Source organism: Vibrio sp. D417a (assembly GCF_030248595.1).
In the GTDB taxonomy this organism is placed as follows: domain Bacteria; phylum Pseudomonadota; class Gammaproteobacteria; order Enterobacterales; family Vibrionaceae; genus Vibrio; species Vibrio alginolyticus.
Genome location: NZ_JAHGAM010000026.1, coordinates 14,482 through 32,951 on the forward strand (window position 1 = coordinate 14,482; position 18,470 = coordinate 32,951).

Here is an 18,470-nt window from a genome sequence, read left to right on the forward strand (position 1 = left end):
TAAAAGGGAAGCAGATGCTTCCCTTTTTTGTTGCCTTCAAACCGATGAAGGTGACGCTTATTATTCATTTTGTGAACAAGACTAAAATTTGTAGGGTGAGACGCGTTTAACTTGTTGGTATAGAGCTCGGATTGTAGAGGCACAGTTTTGCTATAACTGGACTGTTTATTCGGGGGAAGGACACAATGAAAAAAACAATTCTCGCACTCTCTATCGGTCTACTGAGCGCCTGCAGCCAGATTCCAGAAAATGCCATCGTATTAAGCGTTGGTGATGATACCGCTGTTTTTGAGGAAAACTCACAGGGCTTACTTGTCGCCGAGCAAAAACTCGAAAAAGGCAGCTACACCTTTACCATTGCCGACAGTAATCAAAGCTGTGGAAGTAGCTTTGCCCTAGCAGAAGAAGATCGCATTAAGTTCAATCGTCCATTAAAAATGGATAATTGCGCCACTGATGCACAAATGCCGCTGCGCATCTTCAAAGCCAATACCTATCAATTTACGCTCAATCCAACCACCAACGAACTGACGGTAAAAATTAAACCAAAACAAAGTCAGGACATCACCTACTCTTGCCCTGTCGCAACTGACACGCCAAAAACCATCAACGTTGCTCAAACCTTTAATGATGGCGCTGTCGTTCGTGATGCCTTAACCGAACAAGAAACCACTGTCGCCAATGGCAGCGTCACCATGCAACCGGGTCCTATGAGCCAAGGTCTATTGCTGCTAGAAGAAGTTGAACAGCAAGCCGACAAACCGTTCAGCTGGGATAACGCAACAGTGTACTTCGTCATGACTGACCGCTTCTACAATGGCAACCCTGACAACGACAACAGCTACGGTCGCAGTAAAGACGGAAAATATGAGATTGGTACCTTCCACGGTGGTGACTTAGCGGGTCTGACGAAAAAACTCGATTACATCGAATCACTTGGTGTGAATGCTATCTGGATAACCTCACCACTGGAACAAATCCACGGCTGGGTTGGCGGCGGCGATAAAGGCGACTTTAAGCACTACGGCTACCACGGCTACTACCATCAAGACTGGACCAAGCTTGATGCCAACATGGGTACCGAAGATGAACTCAGAACCTTCGTCGATACCGCCCACAAGAAAGGTATCCGCGTGATTTGGGATGTAGTCATGAACCACACAGGTTATGCGACATTAGCAGACATGCAGGAATTCGGCTTTGGTCAGCTTTACCTTGATGACCAAGAAGCCAAACAAGTCCTTGGTGAAAAATGGACCGACTGGCAGCCAAAATCAGGACAAAGCTGGCACAGCTTCAACGACTACATCAAATACGGTGATAGCGAAGCGTGGGATAAATGGTGGGGCAAAGATTGGATCCGCACCGATATTGGCGACTACGATGCTCCGGGCTACAACGACATCACCATGTCTTTGAACTACCTACCGGATCTCAAAACCGAATCGACTCAGAAAACCGGATTACCAAACTTCTTCCGCAATAAAGACACCAATGCGCAAGATGAGCTGCAAACCCCACGTGAACACCTGATTACCTGGTTATCCGATTGGGTACGTGACTACGGCATTGACGGCTTCCGTGTCGACACCGCAAAACACGTTGAAATGGAAGCGTGGGCAGAGCTGAAAGCCAGCACCACCCAAGCGCTTGCCCAGTGGAAGCAAAACAACCCGGACAAAGCCTTGGATGACTTACCTTTCTGGATGACGGGTGAAGTGTGGGCACACAGCGTGGTGAAAAGCCCGTATTTCGATAACGGCTTCGATTCCATCATCAACTTCGAGTTCCAATCTGACGTAGCACCAAAAGCGCTGAAGTGTTTCGCTCAACTTGATAATGATTACCGCCGCTATGCAGAACGCATCAATACCGATCCTGAGTTCAACGTGTTGAGCTACCTATCTTCACACGATACACAGCTGTTTTGGTCAGCGCGCAGTCGCAGCTTTGATGACCAAGCACGTGCCGCGAATGCTCTGATGCTGGCTCCCGGTGCAGTACAAATCTATTACGGTGATGAGATAGCTCGTGATTTTGGCATTACTGGTTCAGACGCCCACCAAGGCACACGCTCAGATATGCCATGGGATAAGATTCATGGCGAGCGAGAAGATCTACTGAAACATTGGCAAAAGTTGGGTGAATTCCGTAAACGCCACCCAGCAGTTGCTCAAGGTAAGCACATCACTCGCAACCAAGAAGGTTACTACGCGTTTGAACGCCAATACCAAGACGACAAGGTGTTGATTGTTTACACCGGTGAGTAAATCACACTCTCTCCACCAGCAAGGGAAGCATAAGCTTCCCTTTTTTATTGTTCTTTTTGCCCTTTTGTCTCGTTCCTCTGGTCTGATGACGCACTTTTTTCTTTTTCGGCTTAATTCACACTTTGCGTTAATTACACATTGAGGTAAGGTCAAGGATTACTCGATAAGCCGATAAAACATCGGCATAAACATACACAAAGCAATCACAATGAATTAGGTATAAGTCAGCATGCAGTTCTCAAAGTTTGGTGAAAAATTTAATCAGTATTCAGGTATTACGCAGTTAATGGACGATTTGAATGATGGTCTGCGCACACCAGGTGCCATCATGCTCGGTGGAGGTAATCCTGCCGCCATTCCTGCCATGCTCGATTACTTTCACCAAGCCAGTGAGGAAATGCTCGCCAGTGGGGAGCTCGTCGCCGCCCTCGCCAACTACGATGGCCCGCAGGGTAAAGACGCGTTCGTCAAAGCGCTAGCTCAGTTATTCCGTGAAACTTACGGCTGGGATATTTCAGAAAAAAACATCAGCCTAACTAACGGCAGCCAAAGTGGCTTTTTCTACTTGTTCAACTTGTTGGCAGGTAAACAGCCAGATGGTTCGCATAAGAAAGTGCTACTGCCTATCGCACCTGAGTATATCGGTTATGGTGATGCAGGCATTGATGAAGATATCTTTATCTCTTACCACCCAGAAATCGAGCTGTTAGATAACGGTCTGTTTAAATACCACGTCGATTTTGAGCAGCTAACCGTCGACGACTCTGTTGCGGCAATCTGCGCGTCTCGCCCAACTAACCCAACGGGTAATGTACTGACAGATGAAGAAGTACGTAAGCTGGACAAGCTAGCACGTGAGAACAACATCCCGCTGATCATCGATAATGCCTACGGTCTACCTTTCCCGAACATCATCTTTGAAGATGTCGAACCGTTCTGGAATGAAAACACCATCCTATGCATGAGCCTATCTAAACTTGGCTTGCCAGGTGTGCGTTGTGGCATTGTGATTGCGAGTGAAGAAATCACTCAAGCGTTAACCAATATGAACGGCATCATCAGCCTAGCGCCGGGCAGTGTTGGTCCAGCGCTGGCAAACCATATAATTGGCAAAGGTGATCTGCTTAAACTGAGTTCAGAGGTGATTAAGCCGTTCTACAAGCAAAAATCACAACGTGCGGTTGAACTGCTCCAACAAGCAATTACCGATGAGCGATTCCGCATCCACAAGCCGGAAGGCGCTATCTTCTTGTGGTTATGGTTTGATGAACTGCCAATCACAACAATGGAACTGTACCAACGCTTGAAAGCGCGTGGCGTATTGATTGTCCCTGGTGAATATTTCTTTATTGGTCAGCAAGACGAGTGGGATCACGCGCACCAATGCCTGCGTATGAACTACGTTCAAGATGATGAGATGATGCAAAAAGGCATTGCGATTATCGCTGAAGAAGTGGAAAAGGCTTACCGCGAAGGTAAATAGACGGATTGAACTCAGCCGTTCTTCTCTTTGAAATTACGGCTTTGAAATAGCGGATTTGAAAACCCCCAAACTAAAAAGAGCGCCCATATGGCGCTCTTTCTCATTCTATAACCGGGTGGTTAACTGATTAGTTGTTCTCAATCAGGTTGTTACCACCGATAGCAATCTTACGTGGTTGCATGGCTTCAGGGATTTCACGAACTAAATCGATATGAAGCAGACCGTTTTCCATTGATGCACCGACAACTTTTACGTAATCCGCTAGCTGGAATTTACGTTCAAAATCACGTTCTGCAATACCTTGGTAAACATAGTTTTTGCCTTCTTCGGCTTTACGTTCGCCCTTTACAATCAACATGTTTTCGTTTTGAGTCAGATCGAGCTGTTCTTCAGCAAAGCCAGCAACGGCCATAGTAATACGGTAGTTGTGCTCGTCTTTTTGCTCAATGTTGTATGGAGGGTAACCGCCAGAAGTATTTTTCGCTGTATTCGCTTCCATCAGGTTTAGCAGACGATCAAAGCCAATTGCATTACGGTATAGTGGTGAGAAATCTACATTACGCATAAATCTATCCTCTTAATTAAGCAATAGTCTTAGTTCAGATGAGTTTCATCCTACTGGCGTGTTTATGCAAAAACCAACGCCGAACTAAGAGATTCTTATCATTCCACTGGCCTTGGTTTGGCTCGGAGACATGATATTGAATCTAAAGGTTTAAGTTGTGTGCTAAAACGCCATATCCTCTTCTGAGCGATCTCGTTTTAGCGATTTCAGAGGGCTGGTCTTCTAGTCTCTAGCAAGCCAGTCACCCTCTTCGTAACTAGATATAAGGTCGTCAAAAATGACTTTCAAGGGAAAAAATAAAAAATTTTTAAAGCATCCACTATCCCCTTGAACAGCTTAGTTCCTCATCACTTCGCGATCTGTGATAAAAAGCCCGCCGTTCTGGGGGGCTCAATCTACACTTTACTTGCGGGAGGATTTACGCGCTTTTACAACGTCCTTTTCTGCCGCCTTTTCCTGCTTTAGTTTGCGCTTTTCTTTTAGACTCAACTGCGGTTGTTTCTTTTCTTTCTTACTCATGACTTCACCTCTATTTATTGGCACAACAGACAACCACACAGCATTTTCTGAGCTGGTGGCTGCGATTGATGAACAATTTCAGTAATCACAAAGCAGCGTCGCTGATTAAAAATTTCCACTTCGAGCGCATCATTTTTAGCTCGACCTAACAGTCGAGACCCCAAATAAGAATCGACCGCGAGCATACCTGTCATGGGTTGCCCCTTACGCGAGCTGACCAATGTCATGCGATATTGATAGGCGCGTTCAACATCCACTAAGCGAACCGTGTCCCCAACCGCAATACGAGCTCGGTTACGGCAATGGGCTTGTTGCTCGCAGATTTCAAATAGCGATAACAACCTTAGTGGTGATTGATAGGTTAAAAAGCGACTGGTTAACCACCAAGTTCGCAGCGCCAAGCAGTACGCTGAGAACCAGCGTTCAAACATGATTATTTCCTTCTTAATGCCTTGTCTTACAAATAAATTCAGTGCATTGAACCGGAAGTGCATCACTTCCGGCTTAGTTCAGGAAAGTCATCACCATTTTCTTAGTCTCCTTATTCATCAGCTCTTCAGCACTATAGCGAGCAGAAAAAAGAAAGCAAAAACGCTCAAGCGAACAAAATGGCGAGAAAAAAAGAAAACAGAAATAAAATGGCAGGCTTGATCGGGTTGTTGGCAGTTAGTACCAGAAAAACATCCGCTTTAGCAGAAAGTGGCGATTTTAGCTGGTGGTACAACAAAAAAAGCAGCGATTTCTCGCTGCTTTTTACTATCACGAACAGTGTCGTTATACGTCTAGGTTCGCTACTTTCAGTGCGTTCTCTTCGATGAAGTTACGACGAGGTTCTACTTGGTCACCCATTAGCGTAGTGAACAGTTGATCTGCACCTACCGCATCTTCAATCGTTACCTGCATCATACGACGAGTTTCTGGGTCCATGGTGGTTTCCCAAAGTTGGTCTGGGTTCATCTCACCTAGACCTTTGTAGCGCTGACGGCTTAAGCCACGCATTGACTCTTTCACTAACCAGTCAAGCGCTTCTGCAAAGTTTGCCACTGGCATAGTACGCTCACCACGTTTGATGTACGCGCCTTCTTCCAGAAGTCCATCAAGTGCTTCTGATAGATCAGCCAACTTGCCGTACTCTTTCGAGTTTAGGAAGTCGATGCTAATTGCATGTTCGTGCGTCACGCCGTGAGTACGAACCACAATCTTAGGCAAGTTTAAGCCTAGCTCTTCGTGCTGCTCAACTTCGTAGCTGTACTGGCTTGCACCCACTTCTTTCGCATTCAGCTGTTCAATAAGCTGCTTCGTCCAAGCTTCCACAACTGATGCGTCATGGCATTGCTCTGGCGTTAGGCGAGGAGTGTAAATCAACTCGTTTACCAAAGCACTTGGGTAGCGACGGCTCATACGTTCCGCCAGTTTAATACCCGCATTGTACTGTTGAACAAGCTTCTCTAGTGCTTCACCAGCCAGTGCAGGTGCTTCTGCGTTTACGTGTAGCGATGCATTATCCAGAGCTAATGATACTTGGTATTGGTTCATCGCTTCTTCATCTTTGATGTATTGCTCTTGTTTGCCTTTTTTCACTTTGTATAGTGGTGGCTGAGCGATGTACACGTAACCACGCTCGATAAGCTCTGGCATTTGACGGTAGAAGAAGGTCAACAGTAGCGTACGGATGTGCGAACCATCGACATCGGCATCGGTCATGATGATGATGTTGTGGTAACGAAGCTTGTCCGGGTTGTACTCGTCACGACCGATACCACAACCTAGTGCGGTGATCAGTGTTGCTACTTCTTGAGAAGATAGCATCTTGTCGAAACGTGCTTTTTCTACGTTAAGAATCTTACCTTTTAGCGGTAGGATTGCTTGGTTCTTACGGTTACGGCCTTGTTTTGCGGAGCCGCCTGCCGAATCACCCTCCACTATGTATAGTTCAGAGAGTGCCGGATCTTTTTCCTGACAGTCTGCAAGTTTACCTGGAAGGCCAGCTAGGTCTAGCGCACCTTTACGGCGCGTCATTTCACGAGCTTTACGCGCTGCTTCACGAGCACGTGCTGCATCGATGATTTTCGAACAAACCATCTTCGCTTCTGTCGGGTTCTCAATCAGGAACTCAGACAGTTTTTCACCCATTGCAGACTCAACAGCTGATTTCACTTCAGAAGAAACCAGTTTGTCTTTTGTTTGGCTTGAGAACTTAGGATCAGGTACTTTCACCGAAACAACCGCAGTTAGACCTTCACGCGCATCGTCGCCTGAAGTCGCTGTTTTCGCTTTCTTCGAGAAACCTTCTTTATCCATAAAGCTGTTCAATGTACGTGTTAGCGCAGCACGGAAACCAGCAAGGTGAGTACCACCATCACGCTGTGGGATATTGTTGGTAAAGCAGAAGATGTTCTCTTGGAAACCATCGTTCCATTGCATCGCCACTTCAACTGAAATGCCGTCTTCACGCTCAGAGTTAAAGTGGAAGATTTTTTCGATGATTGGCGTTTTGTTGGTGTTTAGGTGATCAACGAACGCTTGAATACCACCTTCATACATGAAGTGATCATGTTTGTCTGCTTCACGTTCATCAACCAATTTGATCGACACACCAGAGTTCAGGAATGACAGTTCACGCAGGCGCTTCGCCAGAATGTCATAGTGGAACTCTGTGTTAGAGAACGTCTCGGCACTTGGCCAGAAACGAATTTGTGTACCGGTTTTATCCGTATCACCCACAACGGCTAGTGGCGCTTGAGGCTCACCATGGCGGTAGGTTTGCGTATGGATATGGCCACCACGATGAATCGTTAGCTCAACTTTCTCTGATAGTGCGTTTACTACTGAAACACCTACCCCGTGAAGACCACCCGATACTTTGTATGAGTTATCGTCGAACTTACCACCCGCGTGAAGAACCGTCATGATTACTTCTGCTGCAGAGACATTTTCCTCAGAGTGGATTTCTGTTGGAATGCCACGACCATCATCGCTAACGGAAACCGAGTTATCCTCATGAATTGTCACAACGATGTCTTTACAGTGACCTGCCAACGCTTCATCAATTGAGTTATCCACCACCTCGAAAACCATGTGGTGAAGGCCGGTGCCGTCGTCCGTATCGCCGATGTACATTCCTGGACGCTTACGTACCGCATCCAGACCCTTCAGTACCTTAATACTCGATGAATCGTAATTTTCAGACATGAGTTTCTCTCTTCTAGTTTGACTCTATCCTGCCATGTTCCACATGAAACAATTTACCGTTATCGTCCAACATATCGGCGATTTGGCTTTCAGTGATAGAGCTTACAAATACTTGTGCGCCCGTCTCTTTTAAGCAGTCAGCAAGACGCTTGCGACGTTGGCTATCTAATTCCGACGCGAAGTCATCAATTAGGTAAATGCATTGTTTACCGGCCATCTCTGTCAGGTGTTGCCCTTGCGCTACACGCAATGCACACACCATGAGTTTTAATTGACCGCGTGACAGAACATCTTCAACGGGCGTTCCGTTCACTTTAATGCGCAAATCAGCTTTGTTTGGGCCACTAAAGGTGTATCCCAATGCCTGATCACGCTCAAAATTCTTTTCTAGTATCTCGTGGTATGGGGTGTCTTTATCCCAGCCACGATAATACTTCAATTGGATCTCAAATTCTGGCAAAAATGTCTGACAGATAGTTTCTGCGACGGTTTTCATCTGCTCGATGTAACTTGCTCGCCATTGGCTGATGTTTTCAGCCAATCCTGCCATTTCCTGATCCCAATAACTGAGCTCACGATAACTATTGGCGGTTTTCAACAACGCGTTGCGCTGCTTGTTCAGGCGCTTGAACCTTCCCCATGCTTGATAAAAAGCGGGCTCGGTATGAAACACGCCCCAATCAATAAACGCACGACGATGTTTAGGGCCATCTGTCAGTAAATCAAACCCTTCTGGGTGTATCAACTGCAGAGGCAGAACTTGTGCCAACTGCGCTAATTTTTGTCCAGATTGACCGCCTATTTTAACCTCTGTTGAGCCATCACGCTGCTTATTAATGCCGATAGGTAGCTCAAATTGATCCGAGTTCAAAAAACGACCATGAACAAACAGTTCGTCACACTCATTTTGTATCACTCGTCCGGTGAGAGAGCTCTTGAATGAGCGGCCATGCCCGAGCAGATAAACCGCTTCTAAGACACTGGTTTTACCGCTGCCGTTCGGCCCGATAAGAAAGTTAAAGCCTGCTGATAACTCAATATCACAGGCTTTAATGTTTCGAAACTGCTGAATGATGAGACGAGAAAGAGGCATTCAGTTGGCTTATAGACGAATTGGCATCACCACGTACATGGCACTGTCATCGTCGGCATTTTCAATCAACGCGCTAGCGTTAGCATCCGACATCGACACACGTACATTTTCACAACGCAACGTGTTCAGAACATCAAGCACATAGCTTACGTTAAAGCCGATTTCGATGGCGTCACCTTCAAAGGTTACATCAAGCATCTCTTCCGCTTCTTCTTGTTCTGGGTTATTCGCGGTTATGCGCATTTCAGTATCAGCCAGATTCACACGCACGCCACGGAATTTTTCGTTGGAAAGAATCGCAGCACGAGAGAAGGCTTGGCGCAACTCGTCACAACTTGCTATCAGTGTCTTATTGGTGCTCTGAGGCAATACACGGCGGTAGTCAGGGAAACGACCATCAACCAACTTAGAGGTAAAAGTAAAGTTATTCACCTCAGCACGAACATTGGAGCTACCGATCTGAAGTACTACGGGCTGCTCTGGCGCATCCATCAACTTTACTAATTCTTGCACACCTTTGCGTGGCACGATGATTTGCTTCTGCGCAAAGTCCGCACCTAGCTGAGTTTGCGATACCGCCATACGGTGGCCGTCCGTCGCCACGCTGCGTAGCGTGGTGCCGTCAATTTCAAACAACATGCCGTTGAGGTAGTAACGAACGTCTTGATTCGCCATCGAGAACTGAGTTTTGTCGATCAGCGTACGTAAATCAGCTTGGCTCAGTGATACTTCCACTTCGCTTTGCCAGTCTTCAATATTAGGGAAATCGTTCGCAGGAAGCGTTGCCAACGAGAAACGGCTGCGACCAGAGCGAACTTGTACGCGATCACCTTCTAATACAAATGTGATGATCGCATCGTCCGGTAAACCACGGCAGATATCGAGAAACTTACGCGAGGGAACGGTAATGCTGCCCGCTTCAAAATCACCTTCTAGCGTCACTTTGCTTACTAACTCTACTTCAAGATCGGTTGCCGTCATCGACAATACGTTCTCTTCTACTTTAAGAAGTAGGTTACCCAGGATTGGCAGAGTTGGTCGGCCACCTAAAGCGCCCGAAACCTGCTGTAGCGGTTTGATTAAATGACTACGTTCAATGGTAAATTTCATGCTTGGCTCTTTACGCTGTCAGCTCAATAAATGATTTGCTTAGAATACCGTTATTCTAACCGATTACGAAGACAGGGTGCGAATCAAGTTAGAGTAATCTTCTTTAATGTCGTGGCTCTCTTCACGCAGCTGCTCAATCTTGCGACAAGCATGAAGTACGGTCGTATGATCGCGGCCCCCAAACGCATCGCCAATTTCAGGCAAGCTATGGTTGGTTAGTTCTTTTGCTAACGCCATAGCCAGCTGACGAGGACGCGCTACAGAACGAGAACGACGCTTAGACAGCAAGTCCGCCACTTTAATCTTGTAGTATTCCGCCACGGTCTTTTGAATGTTATCGATCGTCACCAGCTTCTCTTGTAGAGCAAGCAGATCGCGCAGCGCTTCACGCACAAAATCAATCGTGATTGGACGACCAGTAAAGTTCGCGTTCGCGATAACACGGTTCAATGCACCTTCTAGCTCACGAACGTTCGAACGCAGACGCTTGGCAATGAAGAATGCCACTTCATCAGCAAGGTGGATTTGGTGATCTTCAGCTTTTTTCATCAAGATCGCCACACGCGTTTCAAGCTCAGGCGGCTCGATCGCAACAGTAAGACCCCAACCAAAGCGAGATTTAAGACGATCTTCAACGCCATTAATTTCTTTAGGATAACGGTCAGACGTTAGAATGATCTGCTGATTACCTTCCAATAGTGCGTTGAAGGTATGGAAGAATTCTTCTTGCGAACGTTCTTTATTAGCAAAGAATTGGATGTCATCGATAAGGAGTGCATCCACACTGCGGTAGTAGCGTTTGAATTCTTCAATCGCATTGTTTTGCAGCGCTTTCACCATGTCTTGCACAAAACGTTCTGAGTGCATGTAGACCACTTTTGCGTTCGGGTTGTTATCCACAATCGCGTTACCCACCGCATGCAATAAGTGGGTTTTACCCAAACCCGTGCCGCCGTATAGGAATAGTGGGTTGTAAGCTGCACCTGGGTTATCCGATACCTGACGCGCCGCAGCCAAACCCAGTTGGTTCGACTTACCTTCAACAAAGTTATCGAACTTGTGTTTTGGGTTCATGTTTGAGCGGTGATTGATAGCCGCAATCGCTTGAGCGTCGTCATCCCAGGTTTTGTGTACTGGCTTACGCGCCTGTAATTGCGCAGGTGCAGATGACTCGGCAGCCACATCTGCAGGCGTACGTGTCGGCGCTGGTTTTGGTGCAGAGACAGGTCGGCTCCCCACTTCAAAACGTAAGTTAGGAATATCGCCACCGCAGTATTCCTGCAGTAAGCGAGTAATATTGTTCAGATACTTATCACGCACCCAGTCCAACACAAAGCGGTTTGGCGCGAATAGAGTGAGAGTATTGTCATTGAGCTCCGCTTGTAGCGGACGAACCCACATGCTGAATTCTGTAGCTGGTAGCTCTTCTTGAAGCTGCTGCAAACATTGCAGCCAAAGCGAAGATGACACGGTGCCCCCACTGAGTAATTGAATTATCGGAAAAGACTGGCAATTTTACCTGTTGATAACCAAGATCGCCAGCGATTGATCGACGATCCAGTGAATAAGATCCAAGTTATTCACAATTATTTCTGCAAACTTGATGAGATCAACACACCTTGCCCCAAATTTGCCCACACAACGATCCACAATTGGGCAAAATTCACAAGATCGAGCGATTGGTGATAAGTCTGTGTATTATTTTATTCCCAATGCTGATTTTGTCGATCATTTCGCTAGGTTCAGTTCGCATTTTCGTCACATTTAACATTCTTCTTCTATTATCTAATAACTCACAGGTCTAGGTTATTGCTCTTGGTTATTTATTTAATTGAGCTAACTAACAGTAGTATTTCCAACCATAAAATTATGGAGATGTATTATGAAAAACTGGATTAAGGTTGCCGTTGCAGCCATTGCACTGTCGGCAGCAACCGTACAAGCCGCTACTGAAGTCAAAGTTGGTATGTCAGGTCGCTACTTCCCGTTTACTTTTGTAAAGCAAGACAAGCTACAAGGCTTTGAAGTCGACATGTGGGATGAAATCGGTAAACGTAACGATTACAAAATCGAATACGTAACAGCCAACTTCTCTGGTTTATTTGGTCTTTTAGAAACTGGTCGTATCGATACGATCTCCAACCAAATCACCATGACTGATGAGCGTAAAGCTAAATACCTATTTGCTGACCCTTACGTTGTAGATGGCGCACAAATTACCGTGCGTAAAGGCAACGACAGCATCAAAGGTGTTGACGATCTTGCGGGCAAAACCGTTGCGGTGAACCTAGGCTCTAACTTTGAGCAACTGCTGCGTCAATACGACAAAGACGGCAAGATCAACATTAAAACGTACGACACAGGTATCGAACATGACGTGGCGCTCGGTCGTGCAGACGCGTTTGTAATGGATCGTCTTTCTGCGTTAGAGCTGATTAAGAAAACTGGCCTTCCTCTGGAATTGGCAGGCGAACCGTTTGAGACCATTCAAAACGCATGGCCTTTCGTTGAAAACGAGAAAGGTCGTAAGCTGCAAGAAGAAGTAAACAAAGCACTGGCTGAGATGCGCGCAGATGGTACAGTAGAGAAAATTTCCGTGAAGTGGTTTGGCGCTGACATCACGAAATAAGAACTCTTTGTACTTTAGGCCGCAAAGTGGTATCACTCTCGGACTAAAATAAACTTACGTAAAGGTGGAACTTGTTTTCCACCTTTTCTTTTCTCTAGCCTTTAGGTAAGCCGTATGGGATTTGACTTTAATTACATGTTGGAACTGCTGCCGATATTGCTGAAATATCTTGGCACAACCATGGAAATGGCGACATGGGGATTGGTGTTTTCGCTGATTTTATCCGTCATTTTAGCCAATATTCGCGTATTTAAACTGCCAGTTCTGGATCAATTAAGCCAACTGTACATCAGCTTCTTCCGTGGCACCCCACTGTTGGTTCAGCTTTTCCTGCTCTATTACGGCTTACCGCAAATTTTTCCATTGATGGTCGGTATCGACGCCTTTTCAGCAGCGGTTATCGGTTTAACGCTGCACTTTGCCGCTTATATGGCGGAAAGTATTCGTGCCGCCATTATTGGCATTGATCGCAGCCAAATGGAAGCGAGCTTATCGGTCGGTATGACGACATCCCAAGCAATGCGCCGAGTGATTTTACCTCAAGCAACGCGTGTCGCACTGCCTTCATTGATGAACTATTTCATCGATATGATCAAGTCAACGTCTCTTGCTTTCACGCTTGGTGTGGCCGAAATCATGGCGAAAGCACAGATGGAAGCCTCATCAAGTTTCCGTTTCTTTGAAGCTTTCCTTGCGGTTGCTCTTATTTACTGGGGCGTGGTGGTGATTCTGACTCGCGTACAAATCTGGGCAGAAGCAAAACTGAATAAGGCGTACGTACGATGATTAAGTTAGAAAATATTCACAAACGTTTTGGTGAGACTGAAGTGCTGAAAGGCATCGACCTCGATATTAAGCAAGGTGAGATCATCGTGATTATCGGCTCAAGTGGTACGGGTAAATCAACCTTGCTGCGTACGGTGAACTTTCTAGAACAAGCAGATGAAGGTCGTATCACGATAGATGACATCTCCGTGGATACTCAAAAACACACTAAAGCCGAAGTATTAGCGCTGCGTCGTCGAACTGGCTTTGTGTTCCAAAACTATGCCCTGTTTGCCCACATGAATGCGCGCCAGAACATTGCCGAAGGTCTAGTGACCGTTCGAGGTTGGAAAAAAGCCGATGCTCTCAAACGAGCGCAACAAATTCTGGATGACATCGGTCTTGGGGATAAAGGCGATAGTTATCCAGCGGCATTGTCTGGCGGCCAACAACAACGTGTGGGTATCGGCCGAGCGATGGCGCTACAACCAGAACTGCTGTTGTTTGACGAACCAACTTCTGCGCTGGATCCTGAATGGGTCGGTGAAGTTCTCTCATTAATGAAGAAGTTAGCTAATCAGCATCAAACCATGCTGGTGGTGACGCACGAGATGCAATTCGCGAAAGAAGTCGCTGATAGAGTGATCTTCATGGCGGAAGGCAATATCGTTGAGCAAGGTTCTCCACAGGATATCTTCGATAATCCACAAGATCCTCGTTTGAAAAAATTCCTTAACCAAGTAGGAATAGAGTAACGATCAAGCATCAGGATCGATTGATCCTTGAGATTTTACTCACACTACGTATAATCGCCCGGCCGGAATTTCGTACTCATTGAGTCATTGACACATTATGTGAGTGTGATTACAATTCCGCCTCTTTGTTGAGAGGCGTCGGTTGTCCTTCTCTATATAAAGAGCTTCTTTATATAAGAAAGCAAATACCCACGCCGGGTTTAACAAGAACCTAAAACTACTGATCAGTAAAGGTAATTATCATGAAACGCACTTTTCAACCTACAGTTCTAAAGCGCAAGCGTACTCACGGCTTCCGTGCTCGCATGGCAACTAAGAACGGTCGTAAAGTTATCAACGCACGTCGTGCAAAAGGCCGTGCGCGCCTATCAAAATAATCGCTAGTTTATTTTGAACACGTACGCGTTTAATCGGGAGTTACGTTTGTTAACTCCCGAGCATTATCAAAACGTCTTCCAGCAAGCTCATCGAGCTGGCTCGCCTCATTTCACCATCATTGCTCGCAATAACAAACTTTCTCACCCACGATTAGGTTTAGCGGTTCCCAAAAAGCAAATCAAAACGGCTGTCGGTCGTAACCGATTTAAGCGTTTGGCTCGTGAAAGCTTTCGTAACAATCAACATCAGCTTCCAAACAAAGATTTTGTTGTGATTGCAAAGAAAAGCGCGCAAGATTTAAGCAATGAGGAAATTTTTAAGTTGTTTGATAAGCTATGGCAACGCCTGTCTCGCCCTTCACGTGGATAGCCATTGGGCTCGTTTATCTGTATCGCTGGTTTATCAGCCCTTTGATTGGTCCTCGTTGCCGGTTCACACCAACCTGTTCCACTTACGCGCTAGAAGCTTTGAGAGCTCACGGTTTTGTAAAAGGATGTTGGTTATCAGGCAAACGTCTATTAAAATGCCACCCTTTGAATGAAGGGGGGTATGACCCCGTTCCACCAGTCCAAAAACAAGACAGAGATAACTAACGATGGATTCTCAACGTAATATCCTGCTCATCGGTTTGGCCCTGGTTTCTTTTTTGCTGTTTCAACAATGGCAAGTTGCAAAGAATCCAGAACCTCAAGCAGTTGAACAGGCTCAATCAAGCAGCACTCTACCTGCACCATCTTTTGCTGATGAACTTGACCCAGTTCCTGGTCAACAGCAAGCTTCTGCAAAAACTATCACAGTAACGACTGATGTTTTAACTCTGTCGATCGACACCGTTGGTGGCGATGTGGTACATGCCAACCTTAACGAATACTCTGCTGAGTTAGATTCATCAGATTCCTTTGTTCTGCTTAAAGACGCTCAAGGTCACCAATTTATCGCTCAAAGCGGTCTAGTGGGCCCTCAAGGTATCGACTTGAGCAGCACAAATCGCCCTCACTACAACGTAAGTGCAGACAGCTTCACAATGGCTGACGGTCAAGATGAACTTCGCGTTCCGATGACATTCACTGCAAACGGCATCGAATACACCAAAACTTACATCTTTAAACGCGGCAGCTACGCGCTTAATGTTGAATACGATGTAGTGAACAACTCAGGCAACAACGCAACATTTGGTATGTACGCTCACCTACGTCAAAACCTAATGGACGATGGTGGTAGCATCACAATGCCTACTTACCGTGGTGGCGCATACTCAACAGAAGATACGCGTTACAAGAAGTACAGCTTTGATGATATGCAGGATCGCAACCTGTCTCTTAACCTAGCCGATGGCCAAGGTTGGGCAGCAATGATTCAGCACTACTTTGCCGCAGCTTGGATCCCACGTAACGAACCAGGTACTAACCTATACACTCGTGTAATTGGCAACCTAGGCGACATCGGCGTTCGTATGCCGAACAAAACTATCGCAACAGGCGATCAGGCTAAGTTTGAAGCAACACTTTGGGTTGGTCCAAAACTGCAAGATGAAATGGCAGAAGTGGCACCTAACCTAGACCTAGTAGTGGACTACGGCTGGTTATGGTTCATTGCGAAGCCTCTTCATATGTTGCTTTCATTCATCCAGAGCTTTGTTGGTAACTGGGGTGTGGCAATCATCTGTCTGACCTTCATCGTTCGTGGTGCAATGTACCCACTAACAAAAGCGCAATACACGTCTATGGCGAAAATGCGTATGCTTCAGCCTAAGCTGCAAGCAATGCGTGAGCGTATCGGTGATGACCGTCAGCGCATGAGCCAAGAAATGATGGAACTGTACAAGAAAGAGAAAGTGAACCCACTAGGTGGCTGTTTACCTCTTATCCTACAGATGCCTATTTTCATCGCACTATACTGGGCACTAATGGAATCGGTTGAGCTACGTCACTCTCCATTCTTCGGTTGGATTCATGACCTTTCAGCGCAGGACCCTTACTACATCCTGCCGCTATTGATGGGTGCGTCTATGTTCCTAATCCAGAAGATGAGCCCGACAACAGTAACGGATCCAATGCAGCAGAAGATCATGACCTTTATGCCGGTTATGTTTACCTTCTTCTTCTTGTTCTTCCCATCAGGTCTCGTTCTGTACTGGTTGGTGTCGAACATCGTAACGCTTATCCAGCAAACTCTGATCTACAAAGGATTAGAGAAAAAAGGCTTACACAGCAAGTAACCTTTTAGGAAATGATTGAGAAAGGCGGCCAAAAGGTCGCCTTTTTGTTTTTGGCTGATTACAATTCAGCTAATTAATTGTGATGGCTCCCTAGGTATCTTCCCTATAGCCCAGCTCAAAAGGCAAAATTATGACTACAGATACGATTGTCGCTCAAGCGACCGCGCCTGGTCGTGGCGGTGTCGGTATTATTCGAGTTTCTGGCCCTAAAGCCAACCAAGTGGCGTTAGAAGTCACTGGCAAAACACTAAAGCCCCGCTACGCAGAGTACCTGCCGTTTAAGTCAGAAGATGGCACTGTGCTTGATCAGGGCATCGCACTGTACTTCCCTAACCCGCACTCATTTACCGGTGAAGACGTACTTGAGCTGCAAGGCCATGGCGGCCCCGTCGTGATGGATATGCTGATAAAACGCATTCTAGGTATAGATGGTATTCGAGCTGCTCGCCCTGGTGAGTTCTCTGAACGCGCATTTCTGAACGATAAACTCGACCTCGCTCAAGCCGAGGCGATCGCAGACCTCATTGATGCCAGTTCTGAAGAAGCAGCAAAATCGGCACTGCAATCCTTACAGGGCGCATTTTCAGGCCGCATTAATACCTTAGTTGAGTCGCTGATTCATTTGCGTATCTATGTTGAAGCAGCCATCGACTTCCCTGAAGAAGAGATCGACTTTTTGGCCGACGGTAAAGTGGCTGGTGACCTACAAGCCATCATCGACAACCTAGATGCGGTGCGCAAAGAAGCTAACCAAGGCGCTATTATGCGTGAAGGGATGAAAGTCGTGATTGCGGGTCGTCCAAATGCGGGCAAATCAAGCCTACTGAACGCGCTATCGGGTAAAGAATCTGCAATCGTAACCGACATCGCAGGAACCACGCGTGATGTACTGCGTGAGCATATCCATATTGATGGCATGCCACTACACATCATTGATACAGCAGGTTTGCGTGATGCTTCCGATGAAGTAGAGAAAATCGGTATCGAACGCGCGTGGGATGAAATAGCCCAAGCAGACCGCGTGTTGTTCATGGTGGATGGCACGACAACCGATGCCACCGATCCGAAAGATATCTGGCCAGATTTTGTGGATCGCCTACCAGACAACATTGGCATAACGGTGATCCGTAATAAAGCGGATCAAACGGGTGAAGATATGGGGATCTGCCACGTCAATAACCCTACTCTTATCCGTTTGTCAGCGAAGACTGGTGCAGGGGTTGAAGCTCTGCGCGATCATCTCAAGGAGTGTATGGGCTTCTCTGGCAACAGTGAAGGTGGGTTTATGGCTCGTCGTCGTCATCTCGATGCATTAGAACGTGCCGCACAGCACCTTCAAATAGGCCAGGAGCAGCTTGAAGGCTATATGGCAGGTGAAATATTGGCTGAAGAGCTACGCATCACCCAACAACATCTCAATGAGATTACCGGTGAGTTCAGTTCTGACGACTTACTGGGACGAATCTTCTCTTCATTCTGTATCGGGAAGTAAA

General features: G+C 46.4%; 16 protein-coding genes. 10 read left to right on the forward strand and 6 right to left on the reverse strand.

Annotated features, from left to right (window positions below):
- Positions 1-185: 185 nt before the first annotated feature.
- Together KI742_RS19585 and KI742_RS19590 are read left to right on the forward strand one after the other, a co-directional pair.
- On the forward strand, positions 186-2,270 hold the full coding sequence (locus tag KI742_RS19585) for an alpha-amylase (protein WP_104975724.1): 2,085 nt from the start codon (positions 186-188) through the stop codon (positions 2,268-2,270).
- A gap of 229 nt (positions 2,271-2,499) precedes the next feature.
- On the forward strand, positions 2,500-3,753 hold the full coding sequence (locus KI742_RS19590; RefSeq protein WP_025768941.1) for a valine--pyruvate transaminase: 1,254 nt from the start codon (positions 2,500-2,502) through the stop codon (positions 3,751-3,753).
- A 127-nt stretch (positions 3,754-3,880) separates the two neighbouring features.
- Here KI742_RS19590 and KI742_RS19595 read toward each other — a convergent pair whose 3' ends face one another.
- The 6 genes from KI742_RS19595 to dnaA all read right to left on the reverse strand — a co-directional run bounded on the left by KI742_RS19595 (position 3,881) and on the right by dnaA (position 11,702).
- Positions 3,881-4,318 (reverse strand): Hsp20 family protein, encoded by a 438-nt coding sequence (locus tag KI742_RS19595; RefSeq protein WP_005378857.1) that lies wholly within the window; start codon positions 4,316-4,318, stop codon positions 3,881-3,883.
- Between the two features lie 533 nt (positions 4,319-4,851).
- Positions 4,852-5,268, reverse strand: coding sequence for a GreA/GreB family elongation factor (locus KI742_RS19600; protein WP_017635594.1), 417 nt, complete (start codon positions 5,266-5,268; stop codon positions 4,852-4,854).
- Positions 5,269-5,611: 343 nt separating this feature from the next.
- Entirely contained in the window at positions 5,612-8,029 is a 2,418-nt protein-coding gene (gene gyrB, locus KI742_RS19605; RefSeq protein ID WP_005378841.1) for a DNA topoisomerase (ATP-hydrolyzing) subunit B, read from the reverse strand.
- A 13-nt stretch (positions 8,030-8,042) separates the two neighbouring features.
- The gene (gene recF, locus KI742_RS19610; RefSeq protein WP_005378839.1) at positions 8,043-9,122 is read right to left on the reverse strand and encodes a DNA replication/repair protein RecF; all 1,080 of its coding nucleotides are present in this window, start codon (positions 9,120-9,122) and stop codon (positions 8,043-8,045) included.
- A 9-nt stretch (positions 9,123-9,131) separates the two neighbouring features.
- Entirely contained in the window at positions 9,132-10,232 is a 1,101-nt protein-coding gene (dnaN, locus tag KI742_RS19615; RefSeq protein ID WP_005394106.1) for a DNA polymerase III subunit beta, read from the reverse strand.
- 63 nt (positions 10,233-10,295) lie between these two features.
- Positions 10,296-11,702 carry a chromosomal replication initiator protein DnaA gene (gene dnaA, locus KI742_RS19620; protein WP_005378835.1) on the reverse strand — a complete coding sequence of 469 codons (1,407 nt, stop codon included), beginning with the start codon at positions 11,700-11,702 and terminating at the stop codon, positions 10,296-10,298.
- A gap of 412 nt (positions 11,703-12,114) precedes the next feature.
- On the opposite strand from dnaA, the gene KI742_RS19625 reads away from it, so the two are divergent.
- The 8 genes from KI742_RS19625 to mnmE all read left to right on the forward strand — a co-directional run bounded on the left by KI742_RS19625 (position 12,115) and on the right by mnmE (position 18,469).
- Positions 12,115-12,861: an amino acid ABC transporter substrate-binding protein gene (locus KI742_RS19625; protein WP_005383832.1), complete on the forward strand. Its 747-nt coding sequence runs from the start codon at positions 12,115-12,117 to the stop codon at positions 12,859-12,861.
- A gap of 114 nt (positions 12,862-12,975) precedes the next feature.
- The gene (locus KI742_RS19630; protein ID WP_005378829.1) at positions 12,976-13,647 is read left to right on the forward strand and encodes an amino acid ABC transporter permease; all 672 of its coding nucleotides are present in this window, start codon (positions 12,976-12,978) and stop codon (positions 13,645-13,647) included.
- Positions 13,644-14,381, forward strand: coding sequence for an amino acid ABC transporter ATP-binding protein (locus tag KI742_RS19635; protein ID WP_005378827.1), 738 nt, complete (start codon positions 13,644-13,646; stop codon positions 14,379-14,381). Before KI742_RS19630 ends, KI742_RS19635 begins: the two co-directional genes overlap by 4 nt.
- A gap of 242 nt (positions 14,382-14,623) precedes the next feature.
- Positions 14,624-14,758 carry a 50S ribosomal protein L34 gene (gene rpmH / locus KI742_RS19640; RefSeq protein ID WP_005378825.1) on the forward strand — a complete coding sequence of 45 codons (135 nt, stop codon included), beginning with the start codon at positions 14,624-14,626 and terminating at the stop codon, positions 14,756-14,758.
- Between the two features lie 46 nt (positions 14,759-14,804).
- On the forward strand, positions 14,805-15,128 hold the full coding sequence (gene rnpA, locus KI742_RS19645) for a ribonuclease P protein component (RefSeq protein ID WP_005394102.1): 324 nt from the start codon (positions 14,805-14,807) through the stop codon (positions 15,126-15,128).
- Complete coding sequence (gene yidD / locus KI742_RS19650) at positions 15,095-15,352, forward strand: membrane protein insertion efficiency factor YidD (RefSeq protein ID WP_005378822.1); 258 nt, start codon at positions 15,095-15,097, stop codon at positions 15,350-15,352. The genes rnpA and yidD overlap by 34 nt, the downstream gene beginning before the upstream one ends.
- A 2-nt stretch (positions 15,353-15,354) precedes the next feature.
- A complete protein-coding gene (gene yidC, locus KI742_RS19655; RefSeq protein ID WP_005383834.1) occupies positions 15,355-16,977 on the forward strand; it encodes a membrane protein insertase YidC in 1,623 nt (540 codons plus the stop codon).
- Between the two features lie 130 nt (positions 16,978-17,107).
- A complete protein-coding gene (gene mnmE, locus KI742_RS19660) occupies positions 17,108-18,469 on the forward strand; it encodes a tRNA uridine-5-carboxymethylaminomethyl(34) synthesis GTPase MnmE (RefSeq protein WP_005383836.1) in 1,362 nt (453 codons plus the stop codon).
- Position 18,470: the final 1 nt, after the last annotated feature.

What these genes read in the sequence shown, in the direction of transcription:
- KI742_RS19585 (WP_104975724.1), top strand. Translation starts at nt 186, where the DNA reads ATGAAAAAAACAATTCTCGCACTCTCTATCGGTCTACTGAGCGCCTGC.
- KI742_RS19590 (WP_025768941.1), top strand. Translation starts at nt 2,500, where the DNA reads ATGCAGTTCTCAAAGTTTGGTGAAAAATTTAATCAGTATTCAGGTATT.
- KI742_RS19595 (WP_005378857.1), bottom strand. Translation starts at nt 4,318, where the DNA reads ATGCGTAATGTAGATTTCTCACCACTATACCGTAATGCAATTGGCTTT.
- KI742_RS19600 (WP_017635594.1), bottom strand. Translation starts at nt 5,268, where the DNA reads ATGTTTGAACGCTGGTTCTCAGCGTACTGCTTGGCGCTGCGAACTTGG.
- gyrB (WP_005378841.1), bottom strand. Translation starts at nt 8,029, where the DNA reads ATGTCTGAAAATTACGATTCATCGAGTATTAAGGTACTGAAGGGTCTG.
- recF (WP_005378839.1), bottom strand. Translation starts at nt 9,122, where the DNA reads ATGCCTCTTTCTCGTCTCATCATTCAGCAGTTTCGAAACATTAAAGCC.
- dnaN (WP_005394106.1), bottom strand. Translation starts at nt 10,232, where the DNA reads ATGAAATTTACCATTGAACGTAGTCATTTAATCAAACCGCTACAGCAG.
- KI742_RS19625 (WP_005383832.1), top strand. Translation starts at nt 12,115, where the DNA reads ATGAAAAACTGGATTAAGGTTGCCGTTGCAGCCATTGCACTGTCGGCA.
- KI742_RS19630 (WP_005378829.1), top strand. Translation starts at nt 12,976, where the DNA reads ATGGGATTTGACTTTAATTACATGTTGGAACTGCTGCCGATATTGCTG.
- KI742_RS19635 (WP_005378827.1), top strand. Translation starts at nt 13,644, where the DNA reads ATGATTAAGTTAGAAAATATTCACAAACGTTTTGGTGAGACTGAAGTG.
- rpmH (WP_005378825.1), top strand. Translation starts at nt 14,624, where the DNA reads ATGAAACGCACTTTTCAACCTACAGTTCTAAAGCGCAAGCGTACTCAC.
- yidD (WP_005378822.1), top strand. Translation starts at nt 15,095, where the DNA reads ATGGCAACGCCTGTCTCGCCCTTCACGTGGATAGCCATTGGGCTCGTT.
- yidC (WP_005383834.1), top strand. Translation starts at nt 15,355, where the DNA reads ATGGATTCTCAACGTAATATCCTGCTCATCGGTTTGGCCCTGGTTTCT.
- mnmE (WP_005383836.1), top strand. Translation starts at nt 17,108, where the DNA reads ATGACTACAGATACGATTGTCGCTCAAGCGACCGCGCCTGGTCGTGGC.